The following is a 17320-nucleotide window of genomic DNA, read 5'->3' as shown; positions in this document are numbered from 1 at the left end:
TTACTTCGGCGCCACCGTCTTGGTCGCCGTCTTCACCGTCGTCACGGTCTTTGTCGTCGCCTTCGTCGCCTTCGTCGTCGACGTCTTCGTGACTATCGTTGTCGCCTTCGAGGCCGCCGCCGCCTCGGCCGTCGACACCACGCCATTCGAATCAAAGCCCTTCATGAAGAGCGCGACGACCGCAAGAACAGACAAGACACCTGCCAGTTGTTTCATACGACCTCCTGTCGACAGCGTGTCATGTGGAACCCGGGAAATCAAGGAGAGGAGCCGTCCGAAACCTACTCCCAAGGCGCAAGCGGATTGCGTGGGAACCAGAAGAAGAACCACGCCAGGACGCCTGCGCAGAATGTCAGCGTGGCCCCGCGCGGCAGTTTCGAGAGCGCCAGCGCCGACAGGATGCATTGGCCTGGCATAAACAGCAGCATGTAGAACGGATAGGTGACGCGCACGTGCGCGACCAGGAGGAAGAGCAGGTACGGGACCCCCACCAGCAGCGAGGAGAGGAGCGCCAGCGGCTGTCGCGCCCGGATGTCCGGCCACACGAGCGGAATGGCGAGCCAGATGAACAGCAGAATGACCAGGTTGGGCTGGTCCATGTACTGCAGGACATCTCGAGGGATGCTGCCGTCCTCGGCCTGGATGGACGTGACGAAATACGGCGAGTTCGGGAACCCCGAGAACCAACGCAGCGGATGCACGCTGTCGCTCATTGCCGGCGAACCGATGGTCTGATGATAGCTCGCCATGCTGGCGAGGTGATGGAGCGGACTGGGAAAGGCTTGATACACGAGGTCGTAGAGCCCCAGTCCCGCGACAAAGGTCAGGGCCGCGGGGATGCCGACGCTGAGACCGACCCGTGTCGTGACCGCCAGCGCGGCCTTGGAGTACCACCGCTCCTGGCTGAGCAAGGCGTAGAGGACCAGCGCGATGAACACCATCGCCACCACGCCCTTGGCCAGCATGCCAACGCCGAGCGCGAGTCCAGCGAGCCACCACCTCTGTCCCGTGAACAAGTAGACGCCCAGCATCGCGAAGAAGAACGCCGGGATGTCGAGCATGGCGATCGACGAGTGGACGAACCAGAGGTTCTCGAAGCCGAGCAGGAAGGCGGCGAGGAGCGCGACACGGCCGTCCGTGAGCCTCCGCGCGAGGAGGTAGAGCAGCACCAGCGTGAAGCTGCCTGCGAAGACGGAGGGCAGGCGCCAGCCGAATCCCCGGTCACCGAACGCCTGGATGCTGAGTGCGATGAGAACCTTGGCCAGAGGTGGGTGCTCCTCGTTGCATCCCGTCCCGGCCATCAGACACCTGGCCGCCGGTACGTAGTGGGCCTCGTCGAAGACATAGGACAGGGTCGGCTGATCGATGATGAGCAGGTGAAGCAGCAGGACCCCCGCCACGAGCGCCACGAGTGCCCAGCCCTCACTGGACGTCGAGGGCTTCGGCGGCGTCGAGCCATCCCACCGACGCATCTTGAGACTCCATCGAGAAGGCGCGTCCATGATTGATGGCCGGAGGATACTCACGGACCTGTCTGAAGCGAGCACGAAGGACGGCTCCCTCGGGCCCTGAGACACGGCTCGAAATGGACTCTTCCCCGAGTATCGGAGGAGCTATCCTGGCGCGATGCGAAGCACCGACCTCGACCTCTACGCTCCGATTCCGCGCGGGCATCGCGTCCGCCTGATGGGCCTGAAACGCCCAGGCAGCTTCCTGGTGGGCCCCGTCGACGTCACCCTCGTCATCGACCTCACCACGGGCACGTACTACATCCCCCACGCGCTGTTCCCCGACTTCCAGACCTGCACCTCGCCGGAGATGCTCGACGCGCTGATCCACTCGGGCAAATGGGGCATCACCTACACCTACGAAGGGGAAGTGCTCACCTCGGCGGTGACCCTCAAGGAAGCAGGCAAGTACAACTACGCCGTGACCCGGCTGTTCGTCTCCCCGTGAGCTCCTTGGAAGACCTCGCGGGGGCCTGACTCAGCGCAGCGGCAATCCCAGCCGCATGGCCAGGAAGGACTGCATCACGTCGGCCGCAGCCTGGGTGTACTCGTCCGTCATGCGGCCATGAAGGTAGAAGGACATCCGGAGGCTCGCGGTGCCGAACTCCACCGCCAGCGCCGCGATGTCCGGCGCCCCCCGCGGGATGTCGATGCCGTGCGTCGCGAGCAGGTTGCGCGCGAGCGTGCCGAGCCGCGCGATGGTGGACTCGAACGCGCGAAAGCTCACATCCGAGACCGGCCCGCTCAGCAGGACCACCTGCGCCGCCGGATGCGCGCGGTAGAAGTCCGCCGCCGCATGCACCATGCGCGTCATCGGCTCCTGCCAGTCCTTGGCCCCCAGCAGGCTCTGGGCATAGCGCGTCAGGTGCGCCTCCAGCGCCGCCAGCTGGCGCTCCGCCAGCTCGTTGAGCAGGGCCTGGGGGGTCGGAAAGAACTTGTAGATGGTCGACCGCGGGTACTCCAGACGCTCCGCCAGCGTCGGAATCGAGAACGCCGAGAGCCCTGATTCGAGCAGCAGCCCCTCCGCCGCCTGGAGCACGGCATCGACCCGGACCTTGGCGCGCTGCTGCTGCGGCTTGCGCGCCACGAAGTCGGGGTGGGGGGCGGATTGACGCGCATCGTCAGCCATGGCTCGTGACTCCATTGCGTTCGTCGCGGACGCGAAGTCGGCACCGCGCGTTCTTCCACGCCGGGGTTCGCTCGACAACCCAGCGGTGGCGGCCAGGACATGCCTCGGACTGGATGCCCGCACGGGCCCCACCTGGCTCCGGTGTCCCCCAAAACGTCAATAAGCAGCAAAAGTCGCCCAAGGCACTTTCGCGACAAATGTCCCTTATTGGCGACAAATGTGAACTAGTCTCACACCGAGCGTGCGCCCTGAAACGGACGTCTTCGAGCGCATGCCCACCGGTCGGACCGCGACCCCATCCGACCGACCCACAGGCAGACAGGAGGAGGGACGTCATGGCGGCACGTCTGATTCGAAGCGGTCTCGTCGCGATGTGTTTCGTATTTGCCGGCAGTACACCGGCGGCAGCGCAATCCGACCTGCTCGGCAGCAAGCGCGGCGGGCACTATTGGTTCGAGTTCTGTACTGGCAAGTCGGATGCGACGCCCCTGCCGGCGGATCCACGCTCACTCGTGACGCCGACGTCGAACAAGAACGTCGTGTTCAACGTGGGATGGAACTCGTGCATGAACCGCACGCCGCAGACGTGCGGCGAGCTGCGGTCGGTCAACGCGGCGGGAGGGCGGCTGCTCGGGGGAAATGGAGACCCCGACGCCGGCTGGGAGTTCAGCGGCCACTCCGCGTGGAGTCTCTGGTCGATGTCCGCGGCCCAGTACAACGCGCTGTGGCTCAGGTGGGGCCTGCCGTTCCGCCCTTCTGACTTCGACAACCTCGTCGCCGAGCGTTACGGCGTCCCGCTCAGCCAGCAGCGCAATCCGTATCCCCTCCCCTTCGAGGACCCCAACCGCACGAACGGAGGCTCCGGCCAGTTGCCGATGGCCCTGACGCAGACACGCAACGCCGACGGCTCGTGGAGCGGGCAGATTGGCGTCACGTGCTCGGTCTGTCACAGCGGTCAGATTGGCAAGGCGAGCGACGGCGCGGGCCTGGGGGCGCTGCACGGGACCAACGGCCTCACCGACGCGACCCTGTTCCTGGGCGAGCTGGGCGGCCTCAACCCCGCCTTCACCATTGCCTCCCTGAACCGCATCCGCGGCACGGGCAACATCACCAACTTCCAGCTCTTCGCCCTGCTCACCCTCTTCGACCCCGACGGGACGATTCCCGGCGTCATCCTCAATCCGAGCATCTGGGCCGCCGGCTCGACGGGCACGGAGGACCCGCCGAACTGGTGGAACCTCGGGCACCGGCCGGTGAAGTTCTACGACGCCGGGATGAGCAGCGACGCCACGCGCATCGAGCTCTCCTGGTACATGCCGGGCGCCGCGCTGCCGACCTACCAGGGCGGCTACGAGTGGATCCTCGAGAACGAGTACCAGGCGAACACCTGGATGCTCGGGCTGAAGTCGCCGGCCTACCCGCTGCCGGTCAACACGGCGCTCGCGCAGCAGGGGTCGGTCCTGTTCCACACGCTCGACTTGTGGGCGCCGAGCCGAAACAACCCGGTCGCGAAGCCGCAGCAGGCCGGCAACGGCTCGTGTGCGAGCTGCCACGGCGCCTATGCGCCCCGCTACGTGAACGACCCGAGCTTCCTCGCCACTCCGTTGTTCGAGGGCATGGCGGCCAACGTCACGCCCATCGACATCATCGACACCGATGACGCCCGGATGCTCGCCAACGACGGCGCCGTCGAGACCCAGGCGAAGTACAGCTTCTTCGGCTACAACGGGCAGGAGGGCTGCGCCGAGAAGTACAACATGATCGGCTATCTCGCGCAGCCGCTCTACGGCATCTGGGCGTCCGGCCCGTACTTCCACAACGGCTCGGTGCCCGACCTCTGGAGCCTGCTCAAGTCGTCGGACCGACCGCGCATCTGGCGTCGCAAGTCGAAGCCGGCGAGGTTCGGCGTGGTGATGGGCTTCGAGACCGACCTGGCGAAGGGCTATGACCAGGGCAAGGTCGGGTGGAAGTACGACACGATTCCGTGCAGCTACCTGACCTTCTCGCCGTTCAACCACTGCAACCCGTGGGACCCGAACGAGACGCCGCTCATCGAGGGCGGGCTGTCGCTGCTGTACGGCAACGGCGCGCTGGCCTGGAACCTCCTGGGCAGCATCGTGGCCCCGAGCTTCACGAACTCGGACATCGAGGACCGGAAGATCTACAACACCCGGATGTTCAGCCAGTCGAACTCGGGCCACACGTTCACCGACGTGCTGACGGACGCGGAGCGCACCGCGCTCATCGAGTACATGAAGACGCTGTGAGCCGTCCGCTGGAGCGTGGCGGGGATTCGCTCGCCACGCTCCGGCACGCTCCGTGGAGTGGCCCCCGCGGCGCTCCCCTTCGAGGCCCCGCGAGCGCATCCGTTCAGGGGTCCGGGCCAAGGCGAGGCCCATGGTCGTGGCGCCTCAGGAGGGGCCGCTCCCCTGGGGGCTGGCGCGACGGGCCATGGCGGCTTCACGCGCGTCCGGGAAGGCACGCTCGATGCTGGCGTCCAGCAGCGAGAGCTGTCGCTCCAGCTCGGCGCGCCGGAAGGGGGGCGCCACGCGCAGCAGGTCCTCCAGCAGGAAGCGCAGGCGCCGGACGACCTGGACGGAGCGCTCGCCATACTGGCGAAGCTCGTCGATGGCGAGCCGGAGGTAGGCGCTCCAGTCCGGGCGCGGGCAGAGCAGTCGGAGCGCGCCCTCCTCGTCTTTGCGTGACGGGGCGGGAAAGCGCCGATGGACCATGCGCCGCAGCAGGTCATGGAGCTGGTCGATGGCCTGCACGGCCGTGGTGGGGTCATTGATGCCCGGAGAGAGGGCCCGCTCCGCGACGTCGACGAGTTGGCGGAAGCCGAACGCGGTGTCCTGCTGGAGCGTCCGCTCGGGGCCGACGACCACGGCCTCCGTCAAGGCCTTCACGTCGAGCTTCGCGGCGTCTCCCCACACCTCGAAGAGCGGGCCGCCGTGGGGGATGAAGTCACCCATCATCGGCAGCAGGGCCAGCAGGACGTCGGCCTCCCGGGCACAGGCCAGCAGACGTGACTCGTCGATGACGACGAGGACCCCGGACGGCCCGTCATGGGGGACGAGGAGTGATGCGGGCGCCACGGGTCGCTCCAGGCGCCCCTCCTCCGCGTCCTGGCCGATGCCCTCCGGGTACATCCGCTCCAGGGTGCGGCAGGTCTCCTGACGGATGCGCTCGAGGATGACCACGGCGCGGATGGACTGGGCGACATGGTGGATGAAGTAGATGAACGTCGCCACGCAGAGCAGCGCGAGGACGACGGCGAGCCAGACCGAGAGCGAGGGCACGTAGCCCTCGTTGCCCCGCCATTCCGTCGCGCCTCGGACGCCTCGCAGCGTCAGCAGGGCGTAGACGAACGTCCCCACGAAGATGCCGAGGGCGAGCTGACTCCGCCGGTCCCCCAGGAAGGTGCGCATCACGCGCGGAGAGAACTGATTGCTGGCCTGCTGGAGGACGAGGATGGTGACGGAGAAAACGAGGCCCGCGAACGTCATCATCGAGGAGGCCACCGCGGTGAGGACCGAGCGGGCGCCCTCCGGCCCGCCTCGAAAGAGGTACCAGGCGTGCTCCGTCTGCTCCAGTCGCGAGTCGATGGCCTGGGCGAGGTAGGAGAGGCCGATGGTTCCCACGACACACAGCGCGGGCACCAGCCAATAGCTCATGTTCAGCCGCTCGGTGAGGCGCGCGAATCGAGGCGTCATGATGGTCGCGACGAGCACCGGGCCGCGGACGCGGCGCCGCGAGCCCGGCTGGCGGGAGGAGGCTCGGCCTTCCTGCTCGACTCAGGCAATACTGGGCACGCCGCATCCGGACGGAAGGGACCGCGGCACGGCCAGACAGGAGAAGACAGGGCTCCGTCGGGGGACCGCCAGGCGACCATGCGTCAGGCCTGTCGGCGCGGGTGTGCCCCTGAGCCGCGGAACGCTCCTTGACCCGCCGAGGGGTCAGAAGAGGCTGACCTGCTGATACAGCAGGCCCGAGAACCCAGCCCGAGCCCACGGCTCAGCCATACAGCTCGCTCAGCGGCCCCGGCGCGATGCGCGTACTGCCCTCCTGCCCGAAGGTGTTGAAGTCAGCGTCCCCGAACGCGTGGCCGAGCGTGTTGAAGAGGTTGGAGACCTGCCGGTTCCGGGCCGCGTCGAACTTCGGGTACACGACGGTGCGCCCGTCGGTCTTCAGGCCCAGCGCGTTGCCGCCGACCACGAGCTTGGGCCACTCCCGCGAGGTCGAGTGGTGCTGCTCGCCGTTGTCGGACATGAAGACGATGGCGGTGTGGTCCAGCATCGAGCCGCTCGCGCCGACCTCGGGCGTGGCGGCCAGCGTCCTCGCCAGGTTCGCCACCAACTGCACGTGGCGGCGGGTGACCTCGGCGACGCGGTCCCAGTTCTGCCCCGCGTCCAGGCCGTGCTGCAGGCTGTGTCGCGCGACGTCGGCCACGTCCGCGCCGTAGGCCACGTCGAAGCCCGAGCTTCCCGTCGCCAGCACCACCGTGTTCGTCAATCCACCCAGCAGCGACGCCGTGGCGATCTGGAACTGCGCCTCGAACCACTTCAGCGAGTCGGGCGGTGAGCCCGCGCCGGTGATGAGCGGGTTGTCCTTCGGCGCCGGCGGCAGGTACGGCCGCACGCGGTCCGCCATGCCCGCGAGCTGGTCCTCCCGCGTGCGCAGTGACTCGAGCGAGGAGAGGTAGCGCTCCAGCTTCAGCCGCTCGTTGGAGTTGCCCTTGAACTCCGCCAGCGCCTTTCGCGAGTCGGCCAGCGCGAAGTCGAAGAGCATCTTCCTGTCCCGCCCGTTCGTCGAGCCACCGAGCAGCGAGCCGAAGGTGCTGTCGAACGCGAGCGACGGGTTCACGATGATGCCCGCGGGCTTGCGAGGCCCCAGCGCGCACGTCTCGTACACAATCGACACGCGCGCGGAGCTGGTGCCCAGGCGCAGCACGTCGAACGGGGCCCCCCGGCGCAGGCGAGGCGCAATCACCGCGTCGAAGGTCGCGCCCGCGCCGTTCACCGCGCAGCTCAGCGCCCCCGTCCCGCTGGAGTGCCCACCGCCCGCGATGAGGCTGGAGAGCCCCAGCAGCACGGCGGAGCGGTTTACCAGATCCATGTTGCCGGAGGACGCCGCCAGCGGTCCGAGACAGGTCGCGGTGGCGAGATTGTCGCCTTCACGCACCAGCGCCGTGTCCTTGTACGCGTCCCAGAAGATGCGGTCGGTGGTGTTGGCGCGCCCCCCCAGCGCCGCGCGGGTGCCCGCGCTCAGGAGCGCGCGGGGATAGACGCCGTTGCACTCGAGCACCAGCACCAGGCGCGCCGGCGGCTTCGACGACGACTGGGCGTAGACGTCGTGGAAGTAGGGCGCGAAGAGGCCGGCGGCCATGCCCTTCAGGACGGTTCGTCGCGAGAACATGGCGGTCACTCTCCAGCCCGCGGCACGCGCCGCGTCTTCCAGGTGTCACTGGTCATCAGCGTGGTCAGCATCTTGGAGAACGAGCCGTTGTTCTGGTCATAGGCCTGCTCCATCTGCGTCAGCGTGCAGGCGTCGCTCGGGTTCTCCGGGCGCCCCATGAAGTAGCGGAAGGTCTGTCGCAGGAAGCAGCGCTTCACGTGCCGCGAGGTCGCCAGGCGCTCGCTCAGCTCCACCGCGTCGCGCACCGGGCCGTCCAGCGCGGGGTCCGGCATCGACGTGAGCGTCGAGCTCCCGTCCGGCGTCGTCCACCCTCCGCTCGTCGAATGGTCCCGCGCGCGCAGGAAGCCCGCGTGGTTGTAGATTTCGAACGGCAGGCCGAGCGGCTCCATCAGGCGGTGACAGCCCTGGCACTGCGCGCCGGCGGTCGCCTCCTGGAGGCGGCGGCGCGCGTTCTTGTCGGGAGCGTGGGCGCCGACCTGGGCCGCCACCTGCACGGTGCTCAGCGGAGGGACGAAGCCACACAGGAGGTTCTCCCGCACCCACTTGCCGCGGTGAACGATGGACGGGTCGTCCTCGAAGTTGCCGCCGTGCGCGGCCAGCCACACCGGGTGGGTCAGCACGCCCGCCCGCTCGGTGGCGGGCAGCGTCTTCCAGCGGCCCGCGACGGTCGCCGGGAGGATCTCACTGACGTTGTAGGGATGCGACAGGCCCTTGTGCGAGTCATAGGCCGCGTTCTGCATGGAGGGCACGTAGAAGGTACGCGTGGTGAGCAGGTTCGCCAGCACGTCCTTGTCCTCGACGACCACCCGGGCAATCAGGTCGTCGAACTGCTGGATGAAGGTCGGCTCCAGCGGATGGAAGTTGGTGAGCAGGTTGTCGTAGGAGACGGAGCTGATGTAGCCGAGCCCCTCGATTTCGAAGCGCGAGGTCGCCGCCGGGGACTCCTTGAACACCCCCGCCACGTGCCCGTAGCCGAGCCACTCGCGGAAGAAGCCTGCGACGCCGTCCCCCAGCCAGTACTGTCCACGCTTGGCGCGCTGCTCCTCGTTGTAGTCCTGCACCAGGTCGAAGCGCGGGGTCCCGTTCTGGTTGGCGTCGACGCCGCCCAGGTACTTCTGGATGAGCGCGGTGGTCGTCGCGTCCTGCGTGAGCGAGCCATCCTTCGCGGCCGTGGCCACGTCCGCCAGGTGCCCCTCCAGGGGCGCGGAGTAGTGCGGCCACACGAAGCTCGGCGTGGCCGAGGGGGCGCGCCCTCCCAGGGCGTAGGCCAGCTGAGAGCCCAGCTCGAGGCCGGTCAGCTCCACGCGGCCGTCCACCGGCTCGCCGCCCATCTCGCGGCGGAACAGGGCGCCGGTCATCATCCACGCGGCGTTGGAGATGCGCGTGATGGAGTCCGCTCGGATTTGCGCGGACTTGCTCGGCTCCTGCGCGATGACCTCGGTCGCGAAGGCGGTGAGGCGGGTGAGCTCATCCTCGGTGGGCGGGCGGAAGAAGACGCCGAACTCGAGCATCTGGCCCAGGTGGAAGCGCTTGCAGGTGTCGCTCGGGTTCGCGTCGTTGAACATGCAGCTGAAGCGGCTGTTGGTGAAGACGCGCTCCATCCGGTTGCCGTCCGGGTAGTTCATCGTCCACGGCGAGGCGGCCTCGCCGACGACCGGCAGGAACAGCTCCACCGTGGCTTCGTCCAGCGTCTCGTCCGTGGCCCAGGAGCTGTACTGCTCGATGGCGCTGGGGTCGAGCGGGTTGTCGTAGAAGCTGAACCCCGTCCAGCTGCGCTCGACCGAGCCACCGACGTTGCGGGTGAACTCGCGCCGGTTCATGCGGCGGATGCGCGTCGGCGCATCCGAGCGCACGCCCGCGGTGCAGCTGAAGAGCGTGGACTGGTCGAGCAGGTTGGGCTCGGCCACCTCCGTCACGGGCGGGCCCCCCGTGCCATTGCAGAGAGGCATCCCCTCCCCTATCCAGGTCTCGAGCGCGGTGAGCTCGGCGGTGCTCGCGCGCGCATGCGGCGCCGGCGGCATCGGAGACGCGTTGTCACGCATGCGAATGAGCGCTCGTTCGGCGTTGCTGAGCCGCCCGTCCATCGACGAGCTCACCCGCATGTCGTGCAGGGTGCGCAGCGGCATCGTCGCCCCCTGGCTCGGCATCGCGCCGTGACAGCTGGCGCAGCGCTCGGCGAGCACCGTCTGCACCACGCACGCGGCGGCCTGGTTCCCTCCGGGCCCACCATCAGGGTCACCTGGGTTGTGGGGGCCTGCGTCGGGGGTGTCGTTGGGCCCGTTGGAAGAGCCCTTGCACGCAACGAGGCTCAACAGTCCGGCCAGCAAGAGGACGCGGTTCATGCGGCCAGACTGGCACGGACGGCGGGTGGGATAGCAAGCAAGCTCTGCAAAGCAGGCTCAGCTCCGTGGAGCGGCTCGCGTCCAACGCGACAGGCCCGGCGCGAGGTAACGCACCGGGCCCGCCGTCATGTTTCACGATGTGGCGAGGTGCTTCAGGCGCCGAGCGCCACGTTCTCCAGCACGCCCAGCGCGTCGGGGACGAGCACGGCGGCGGAGTAGTAGGTGCTCACCAGGTACTGGGTGAGGGCCTGGTCGTTGATGGCCATGCGCTTGACGGTGAGGCTCGCCTCCACTTCATCCGGGATGCCCGCGTTGTGCAGGCCCACCACGCCCTGGTCCTCCTGGCCGGTGCGCATGGCGATGATGGACGTCGTGTTCTCCCGGCTGATGGGCAGCTTGTCGCACGGGAGGATGGGCACCCCGCGCCACGCCTGGAACTTCGCCCCGCCCACGTCCACCACCGTCGGGTACAGGCCGCGCCTGGTGCACTCCCGGCCGAACGCCGCGATGGCGCGCGGGTGCGCCAGGAAGTAGCGCGTCTTGCGACGGCGCGTCACCAGCTCGTCCATGTCGTCCGGCGTCGGCGGCCCCGAGCGCGTGTTGAGGCGCTGCTTGAGGTCCGCGTTGTGCAGCAGGCCGAACTCCGGGTTGTTGATGAGCTCCCACTCCTTGCGCTCCTTCAGCGCCTCGATGGTCAGCCGCAGCTGCTCCTGCGTCTGGTTCATCGGGTCGTTGAAGATGTCCGACACGCGGGTGTGCACGCGAAGGATGGTCTGCGCCACGCTCAGCTCGTACTCGCGCGGCTTGAGCTCGTAGTCCACGAAGCCGCCCTGCAGCACGGGCTCGCCGTGGTGGCCGGCCGACATCGGGATGGCCGCCTGGCCCGCCTTGTCCTGGGGCTTCTTGAGCCTCGCCTTGTAGCCGTCCACGTGCGCCTTGAGCGCCGGGGACTGGACGATGAGCGCCTCGAACACGTCCTGCGGCAGCGCCATCACCGTGCAGGCCGTGAGCGCCTTGACGGTGAAGGGCCACACGTCGTTGGACTCCACCACCGCCTGGTCGCCGAAGTGGTCGCCGTCCGCCAGCGTGTCCAGCACCAGCGGGTCGCCGTACTTGCCCTTCGAGAGCTTCTGCGCCTTGCCGTGCGCGATGAGGAACACCTGGTGCGCGGACGTGCCCGCCTCCACGATGACGTCCCCGGCCTTGTACTGCTGCTGGGTGAAGCGTCCCGCCAGCGTGCGGATGAGCAGGTCATCCGCGTCCTGGAAGCCCCGCATCAGCGGCAGCTTCAGCAGCTCCTGCGGAATCACCTCCACCTTGACGCCGATGTTGCTGAAGTTCAGCCGGTCGTCGCCCGCCGCGTACGTCAGCCGCCGGTTGACGCGGTACGTGCCGCCCGACACCTGCACCCACGGCAGGATGCTCAAGAGGTAGCGGGGCGAAATGCCCTGCATCACCGGCTGCGTCTTCGTCGTCGTCGCCAGCTGCCGCGCGCCGGCCGTGCTCAGGCTGGTGCCCTCGTGGGCCGCCAGCTCTCTGTCTGGATTCGCCATGACGTGGTCTCCCGTTGGCTGACTACGAGCGGCCCAGCTCCACGCTCTCCAGGATGCCCAGCGCGTCCGGCGTCAGCACCGCCGCCGAGAAGTACGCCGTCACCAGGTAGTTCATGATGGCCTTCTCGTTGATGCCCATGAAGCGCACGTTGAGGCTGGGCTCGATTTCGTCGGGGATTCCCGCCTGGTGCAGGCCCACCACGCCCTGGTTCTTCTCGCCCGCGCGCATCAGCATGATGGAGGTGGTGCGCGTCTCGGAGATGGGCAGCTTGTTGCAGGAAACAATCGGCACGCCGCGCCACGCGGGCACGTGGTTGCCGTTCATCTCCACGCTGGTGGGGTAGATGCCCCGCTTGTTGCACTCCTGGCCGAAGGCGGCGATGGCGCGCGGGTGCGCCAGGAAGAACGACGGCTCCTTCCACACCGTCGCGAGCAGCTCGTCCATGTCGTCCGGCGTCGGCGCGCCCGAGCGGGTGTGGATGCGCTGCTTGAGGTCCGCGTTGTGCAGGAGGCCGAACTCGCGGTTGTTGATGAGCTCGTGCTCCTTGCGCTCCTTGAGCGCCTCCACCGTCAGGCGCAGCTGCTGCTGCGTCTGGTTCATCGGGTCGTTGAAGAGGTCCGCCACGCGGGTGTGAATCTGGAGCACCGTCTGGGCGACGGACAGCTCGTACTCGCGGGGGCTCGTCTCGTAGTCCACGAAGGTGCCGGGGAGCACCGGCTCGCCGTGGTGGCCCGCCGCCAGCTCAATCGCCTTCTGGCCCGAGTGGTCCTGCTTCTTCTTGGAGCGCGCCTTGAACTTCTCGATGTGCTTCTGCAGCGACGGCACCTGCGCCACCACCGTCTCGAAGGCGGACTGCTGGAGCACCAGCGCAATCACGGGCGTGACGGCCTTGGCGGTGAACTGCCAGTAGTCCTGCGACTCCAGCAGCGCCTGGTAGCTGTAGTGGTCTCCGTCCGCCAGCGTCTCCAGCACCACCGGCTCCCCGTACTTGCCGGTGCCGATGCGGTTCACCTTGCCGTGCGCGATGAGGACGATGGAGTCGGCCTCCTTGCCCGCCTCGGTGATGACCTCGCCCGCCTTGAACTCCTTCTGCTCGAAGCGGTTGGCCAGCGCGGTGAGCGCGTCCACGTCCTCGTACCCGCGCAGGAGAGGCAGCTCGCCCAGCTCCTGCGGAATCACCGCCACCTTGGCGCCCGTGCTGGTGAAGGTGACGCGGCCGTCGCCCACCGCGTACGTCATGCGGCGGTTGACGCGGTACGTGCCGCCGGACACCTGCACCCACGGCAGCAGCTTGAGCAGCCACCGCGAGGAGATGCCCTGCATCTGCGGCTCGGACTTGGTCGTCGTCGCCAGCTGCCGCGCCGCCTGCGTGCCCAGGCTCTGGTTGTTGTCGTCGAACTTCTTCGAATCATTGGACATGGGTCACCCTTCTTCGGAGTTGAAGACTCGAAATCACTGCGGAATGTGTCTGGGGACTTCTCAGGGGCGCGTGGCGTGAAGCAGCTCGGAGAGGCGCATCGCCGACGTGCCCAGCGGGGCGGGCTTGCCCGTCTTGAGCTTCGGCGCCGCGTCGTGGATGAGCTCCACCTCGGTGTAGCGCGTCACGCCCGCGTGCCACCGGGGGATGCCCGCCATCCACTGCTGCAACTGCTCCACGTACTTGTGCAGCTTGCCTTGCGCCTTCTCGTCCAGCTCGAAGGTGCGGATGACGGCGGGCAGCTCCTTGGCCACCAGGTGCTCGAACTGCTTCATGCGCGCGGTCATCATCTGGTTGACCACCTGCACCGCCGCGTCCTTGTCCACGCCCAGGAACTTCTGCACGACGAGCACGCAGTTGTTCAGCTCGCCCTCGAACTGGATTTCCTTCTGGTAGGAGTACAGGTCGTTGACGAAGCAGGCGTAGTCCGCGGCGGAGTTCTCCAGCGCCCGCAACGTGCGGGTATTGAAGACGTCCTCCGGCACCGCGTCGCCGTGGGACAGGCGCGCCAGCGACATGGTGAGGTCCGAGCCGAACGTCTTGCGGCGCATCTCCACGTAGTCCACCGGGTCCGGCACGCGGTTGAGCAGCTGGTTGTTCAGCTCCCACACCCAGCTGTCCGTCATGTCCTGGATGGCCTTGCGGAAGAGCTTTCGGCCGCGCGGCGTCAACGGGCCCGCCGTGCGCTTCCACAGGTCCGCCAGGCTCAGCTCCACCGGGTTGAGGGGCACCGCGGCGCTGGCCGTCTCCACGTCGTCCGGCATGAACTGCCCCAGCCGCGCGGTGAAGGCCTTGGCGCCCGCCATGTCCCGGGTGTTCGCGTAGAGCAGGGGGAAGTAGTCGTCCGCGTACGTCCCCCACACCAGCCAGCAGGCCGTCAGCTCCAATTGCTCGGGCGTCGCGTCCGGGTGGATGAGCGCGCCGCAGAGGGCCACGTCCGCCGCGTCGAACTTGTGGTCATCCCAGACGTAGAAGCCCACGCCGGGCACCACCTCCAGCAGGCCCATCTTCCGCGCCCAGGCCTTGGAGGCCCTCCGCGCATGGTCCAGGTGGGGACTGAGGTACGTGCTGTACGGCATGTAGAACTTCGGCAACGTCGTGGGGCCCACGTGCTGGCGCGGCGTGTGGCTCAGCGAGCGGGCGCGAGGCCCCATCCCCAGCGCGCCCGCCGTCAGCGGCAGCCGGAGCGCGGAGGTGCCCAGGCCCGCGGGCACCGGAATGGACAGCGCCGGGCGCTCCTCGGCGTGCTGGTTCATGTAGCGGTTGGAGCGCATGTGCCACTCGTGGCCGCCGGACTGCCAGTCCTGGAGGCCCCGCAGGTACGTGAGCACCTGCGCCTGCTCCACCGGGTTGAGTCCGTACTCCGCGAAGAGCCACGGCAGCTCCGTGGCGAACGTCGTCTCGAACTGCTGCAGCCGCGACGTCAGCAAGTCGTTGACCAGGTCCGCGGCGCGCTGCGTGTCGCAGTCGAGGAACTTCTCCACCACCAGCACGCCGTTGGAGAGCTCGCCCTCCTCCAGGATTTCACGCTCGTAGGAGAACAAGTCGTTGCGCAGGTGCACCGCGTCGGAGAAGGTGTCCTTGAAGACGCGCATCGGCCGGCTCTTCACCACCCGGTCCGGAATCTCCGCCGCGACGGCCACCTCCACCAAATCCGACGACCAGGGCGCGCCGCCCACCTTGCGGCGCATCTCGATGTACTCGATGGGGTTGGAGACGCGCGCCTCGCTGATGTTCTCGATTTCCCACATCGACTCATCGAGCAGGTGTTTGGTGTTCTCGAAGAAGCGGCGGCGCCAGTCCATGGACATGGCGGGCACCGTGCGCTGCCACAAGTCCCACAGGCCGCGCTCCACCGGGTTGACGGGCTCCGGCGGCGTCTGGCTCATGTCCAGCGGCATGAACAGCGGCAGCCGGTCCAGGTAGGCCTGGCCGCCCTTCACGTCGCGCGAGTACTTGAAGACCTCCAGGAAGTGGTCGTCGAAGTAGAAGACCCAGACGTACCAGTCCGTGACCAGGTCCAGCACCGGCCCCGGCGCCTCGGGGTGCGTGTACGCGCAGAGCAGCGCGTAGTCCATGCCGTCGAACCGGCGCTCGGACCAGACCTCCCGGTCCGTCCCGTCCCTCGGCGGCCCCAGGATGCCCATCTGGTAGGACCACGCCTTGGTGTGCACGCGGGCGGCTTCCAGGTTCGGGTTCAGCCGCGCCGGCCACGGCACGTAGAACTCAGGCAGCTGGAATGGTTGCTTCTGACGCGCCTTTGACATCTTCACCCTTCGCCAGTCTCAAGATGATTCAACTCATCGGGCCCGCGCGCCCATTGCAACGGTGGTGCCGGGATGAATCAGGCCGCCTCTCGTGTGATTCGAAGCGGTTGAAACACCCCGGCTCGCGCGGCTGACACGTCAGTCGTCACCGAGGACGTGTCAACGGGGCGCATGACACGTCCGCGGCGGCGTCAGACGCTCGTGCCGGTCGCGGCGGCGGCGTCCTCTGCGGGGAGGCTTGCCAGCAGCTCGCGGGCCTTCTCCACCTTCACGTGACCCGCCTTCACCAGCAGGTTGGCGATCTTCTCCACCCAGTCGCCCCGCGCGCCCGCCGTCACCGCCACGCAGCGCGCGTGCATCGCCATGTGGCCCTTCTGGATGCCCACGCTGCCCAGCGCCCGGAGCGCCGCGAAGTTCTGCGCCAGCCCCACCGCCGCGAACACCATCGACAGCTCGCGCACCGAGGGGGTCTGCATCAGCTTGAGCGCCAGCTGCACGCCGGGGTGCACCTTGATGGGGCCGCCCACCACGCCCAGCGCCATGGGCAGCTCGATGCGGCCCACCAGGTGCCCCTCCTCCAGGTACCAGGTGGACAGCGGACGGTACTGCCCGCTGCGGCAGGCGAAGGCGTGCGCGCCGGCTTCAATCGCGCGCCAGTCCTGCCCCGTGGCGATGGCCACCGCGTCGATGCCGTTCATCACGCCCTTGTTGTGCGTGGCCGCGCGGTACGGGTCGGCTTCGGCGAAGCGGCTGGCCTGGGTGATGCCCTCGGCGATGATTTCGCCCGGCATCTCGAAGTCCGCCAGGAGCGGCACGGGGATGCGGCAGATGGCGCGCGCCAGCCGCCGGTCCGCCAGGTTGGAGAGGATGCGCAGGTACACCTTGCCGCCGGTGAGCTGCTCGATGAGCGGCGCCACGCCCTCCGCCATGGTGTTGATGAGGTTGGCCCCCATCGCCTCCTGCGTGTCGATGAGGAGGTGCACGATGAGCAACGGCTCTCCGCACGGGCCCTCGGGCGCTGGCAGCACGCGCACCTCCACGTCCTTGGCCCCACCGCCGCGCGCCACCATGGCCGGGTGGAAGCTGTTGGCCAGCGCGAGGAGCTGCTCCTTGTGCGCCAGGATGTGCTCGGTGGCCACCTTCGGGTCGCCGTAGCGCGACACCTGCACCTGGCCAATCATCAGCGAGGGGTCCGCCTCGGCGGTGAAGCCACCGGACTCGCGGACGATCTTCGCGGCGAAGGACACGGCCGCCACGACGGACGGCTCCTCCACCGCCATGGGCACCAGGAGGTCGCGCCCGTTGACCTGGAGGTTGAGGCCCAGGCCCAGCGGCAGGCAGAACGTCCCCACCGCGTTCTCGATCATCTGGTTCGCCAGGACAGGCGGCAGCGCTTCGGAGCCCAGCAGTTGTCGCAGGTCCTCGGGCTGGAGCCGGAACATTCGAGCGAGGTGCGCGTGGCGCTCCTCCATCGGCAGCTTGTGGAAGCTCGGGAGCCGGGAGGTCACGGTGTCGGACATGTTGTTCCTTCGGTGCAGAACCTGGAGCGGGCCCCCTTGCAACGGTGGCGCCATGAAGCGCCGGGCCACATCTCGCGGGATTCGAGGAGGATGAAACAGCCTGGCTCC

The 17320-nt window shown here is 68.1% G+C and carries 12 protein-coding genes; 2 read left to right on the top strand and 10 right to left on the bottom strand.

Annotated elements, in window-relative coordinates; translation table 11 throughout:
• Together AC6JA9_RS11550 and AC6JA9_RS11545 are read right to left on the bottom strand one after the other, a co-directional pair.
• Window positions 1-216, bottom strand: a complete 216-nt coding sequence (locus AC6JA9_RS11550; protein ID WP_223750516.1) for a hypothetical protein — start codon at window positions 214-216, stop codon at window positions 1-3.
• 65 nt (window positions 217-281) lie between these two features.
• Window positions 282-1472, bottom strand: coding sequence for a glycosyltransferase family 39 protein (locus tag AC6JA9_RS11545; RefSeq protein WP_408891234.1), 1191 nt, complete (start codon window positions 1470-1472; stop codon window positions 282-284).
• A 154-nt stretch (window positions 1473-1626) separates the two neighbouring features.
• Between AC6JA9_RS11545 and AC6JA9_RS11540 the strand changes: the two genes are divergently transcribed.
• Entirely contained in the window at window positions 1627-1956 is a 330-nt protein-coding gene (locus AC6JA9_RS11540) for a hypothetical protein (RefSeq protein ID WP_141332079.1), read from the top strand.
• A 30-nt stretch (window positions 1957-1986) separates the two neighbouring features.
• On the opposite strand, the gene AC6JA9_RS11535 is transcribed toward AC6JA9_RS11540, so the two are convergent.
• Window positions 1987-2637 (bottom strand): TetR/AcrR family transcriptional regulator, encoded by a 651-nt coding sequence (locus AC6JA9_RS11535; RefSeq protein WP_223750514.1) that lies wholly within the window; start codon window positions 2635-2637, stop codon window positions 1987-1989.
• Window positions 2638-3149: 512 nt separating this feature from the next.
• Between AC6JA9_RS11535 and AC6JA9_RS11530 the strand changes: the two genes are divergently transcribed.
• Window positions 3150-4904 (top strand): c-type cytochrome, encoded by a 1755-nt coding sequence (locus AC6JA9_RS11530; RefSeq protein WP_497959679.1) that lies wholly within the window; start codon window positions 3150-3152, stop codon window positions 4902-4904.
• Between the two features lie 144 nt (window positions 4905-5048).
• Here AC6JA9_RS11530 and AC6JA9_RS11525 read toward each other — a convergent pair whose 3' ends face one another.
• The 7 genes from AC6JA9_RS11525 to AC6JA9_RS11495 form a co-directional block, all read right to left on the bottom strand.
• The gene (locus AC6JA9_RS11525; protein ID WP_223750512.1) at window positions 5049-6350 is read right to left on the bottom strand and encodes a DUF2254 domain-containing protein; all 1302 of its coding nucleotides are present in this window, start codon (window positions 6348-6350) and stop codon (window positions 5049-5051) included.
• 301 nt (window positions 6351-6651) lie between these two features.
• Entirely contained in the window at window positions 6652-8052 is a 1401-nt protein-coding gene (locus AC6JA9_RS11520; RefSeq protein WP_497959678.1) for a DUF1552 domain-containing protein, read from the bottom strand.
• 5 nt (window positions 8053-8057) lie between these two features.
• The gene (locus tag AC6JA9_RS11515; RefSeq protein ID WP_223785956.1) at window positions 8058-10394 is read right to left on the bottom strand and encodes a DUF1588 domain-containing protein; all 2337 of its coding nucleotides are present in this window, start codon (window positions 10392-10394) and stop codon (window positions 8058-8060) included.
• Window positions 10395-10546: 152 nt separating this feature from the next.
• Complete coding sequence (locus tag AC6JA9_RS11510; RefSeq protein WP_497959677.1) at window positions 10547-11947, bottom strand: family 2B encapsulin nanocompartment shell protein; 1401 nt, start codon at window positions 11945-11947, stop codon at window positions 10547-10549.
• A gap of 22 nt (window positions 11948-11969) precedes the next feature.
• Window positions 11970-13367: a family 2B encapsulin nanocompartment shell protein gene (locus tag AC6JA9_RS11505; RefSeq protein ID WP_408891237.1), complete on the bottom strand. Its 1398-nt coding sequence runs from the start codon at window positions 13365-13367 to the stop codon at window positions 11970-11972.
• Between the two features lie 60 nt (window positions 13368-13427).
• On the bottom strand, window positions 13428-15692 hold the full coding sequence (locus AC6JA9_RS11500; RefSeq protein WP_497959676.1) for a family 2 encapsulin nanocompartment cargo protein terpene cyclase: 2265 nt from the start codon (window positions 15690-15692) through the stop codon (window positions 13428-13430).
• A 191-nt stretch (window positions 15693-15883) separates the two neighbouring features.
• Window positions 15884-17212 (bottom strand): hydroxymethylglutaryl-CoA reductase, degradative, encoded by a 1329-nt coding sequence (locus AC6JA9_RS11495; RefSeq protein ID WP_497959675.1) that lies wholly within the window; start codon window positions 17210-17212, stop codon window positions 15884-15886.
• Between the last annotated feature and the right edge of the window lie 108 nt (window positions 17213-17320).

It is taken from the genome of Myxococcus sp. MH1, assembly GCF_059738865.1.
Note: the sequence above shows the minus strand (reverse complement) of the source record. Positions and strands in the feature narration are given on the sequence as shown.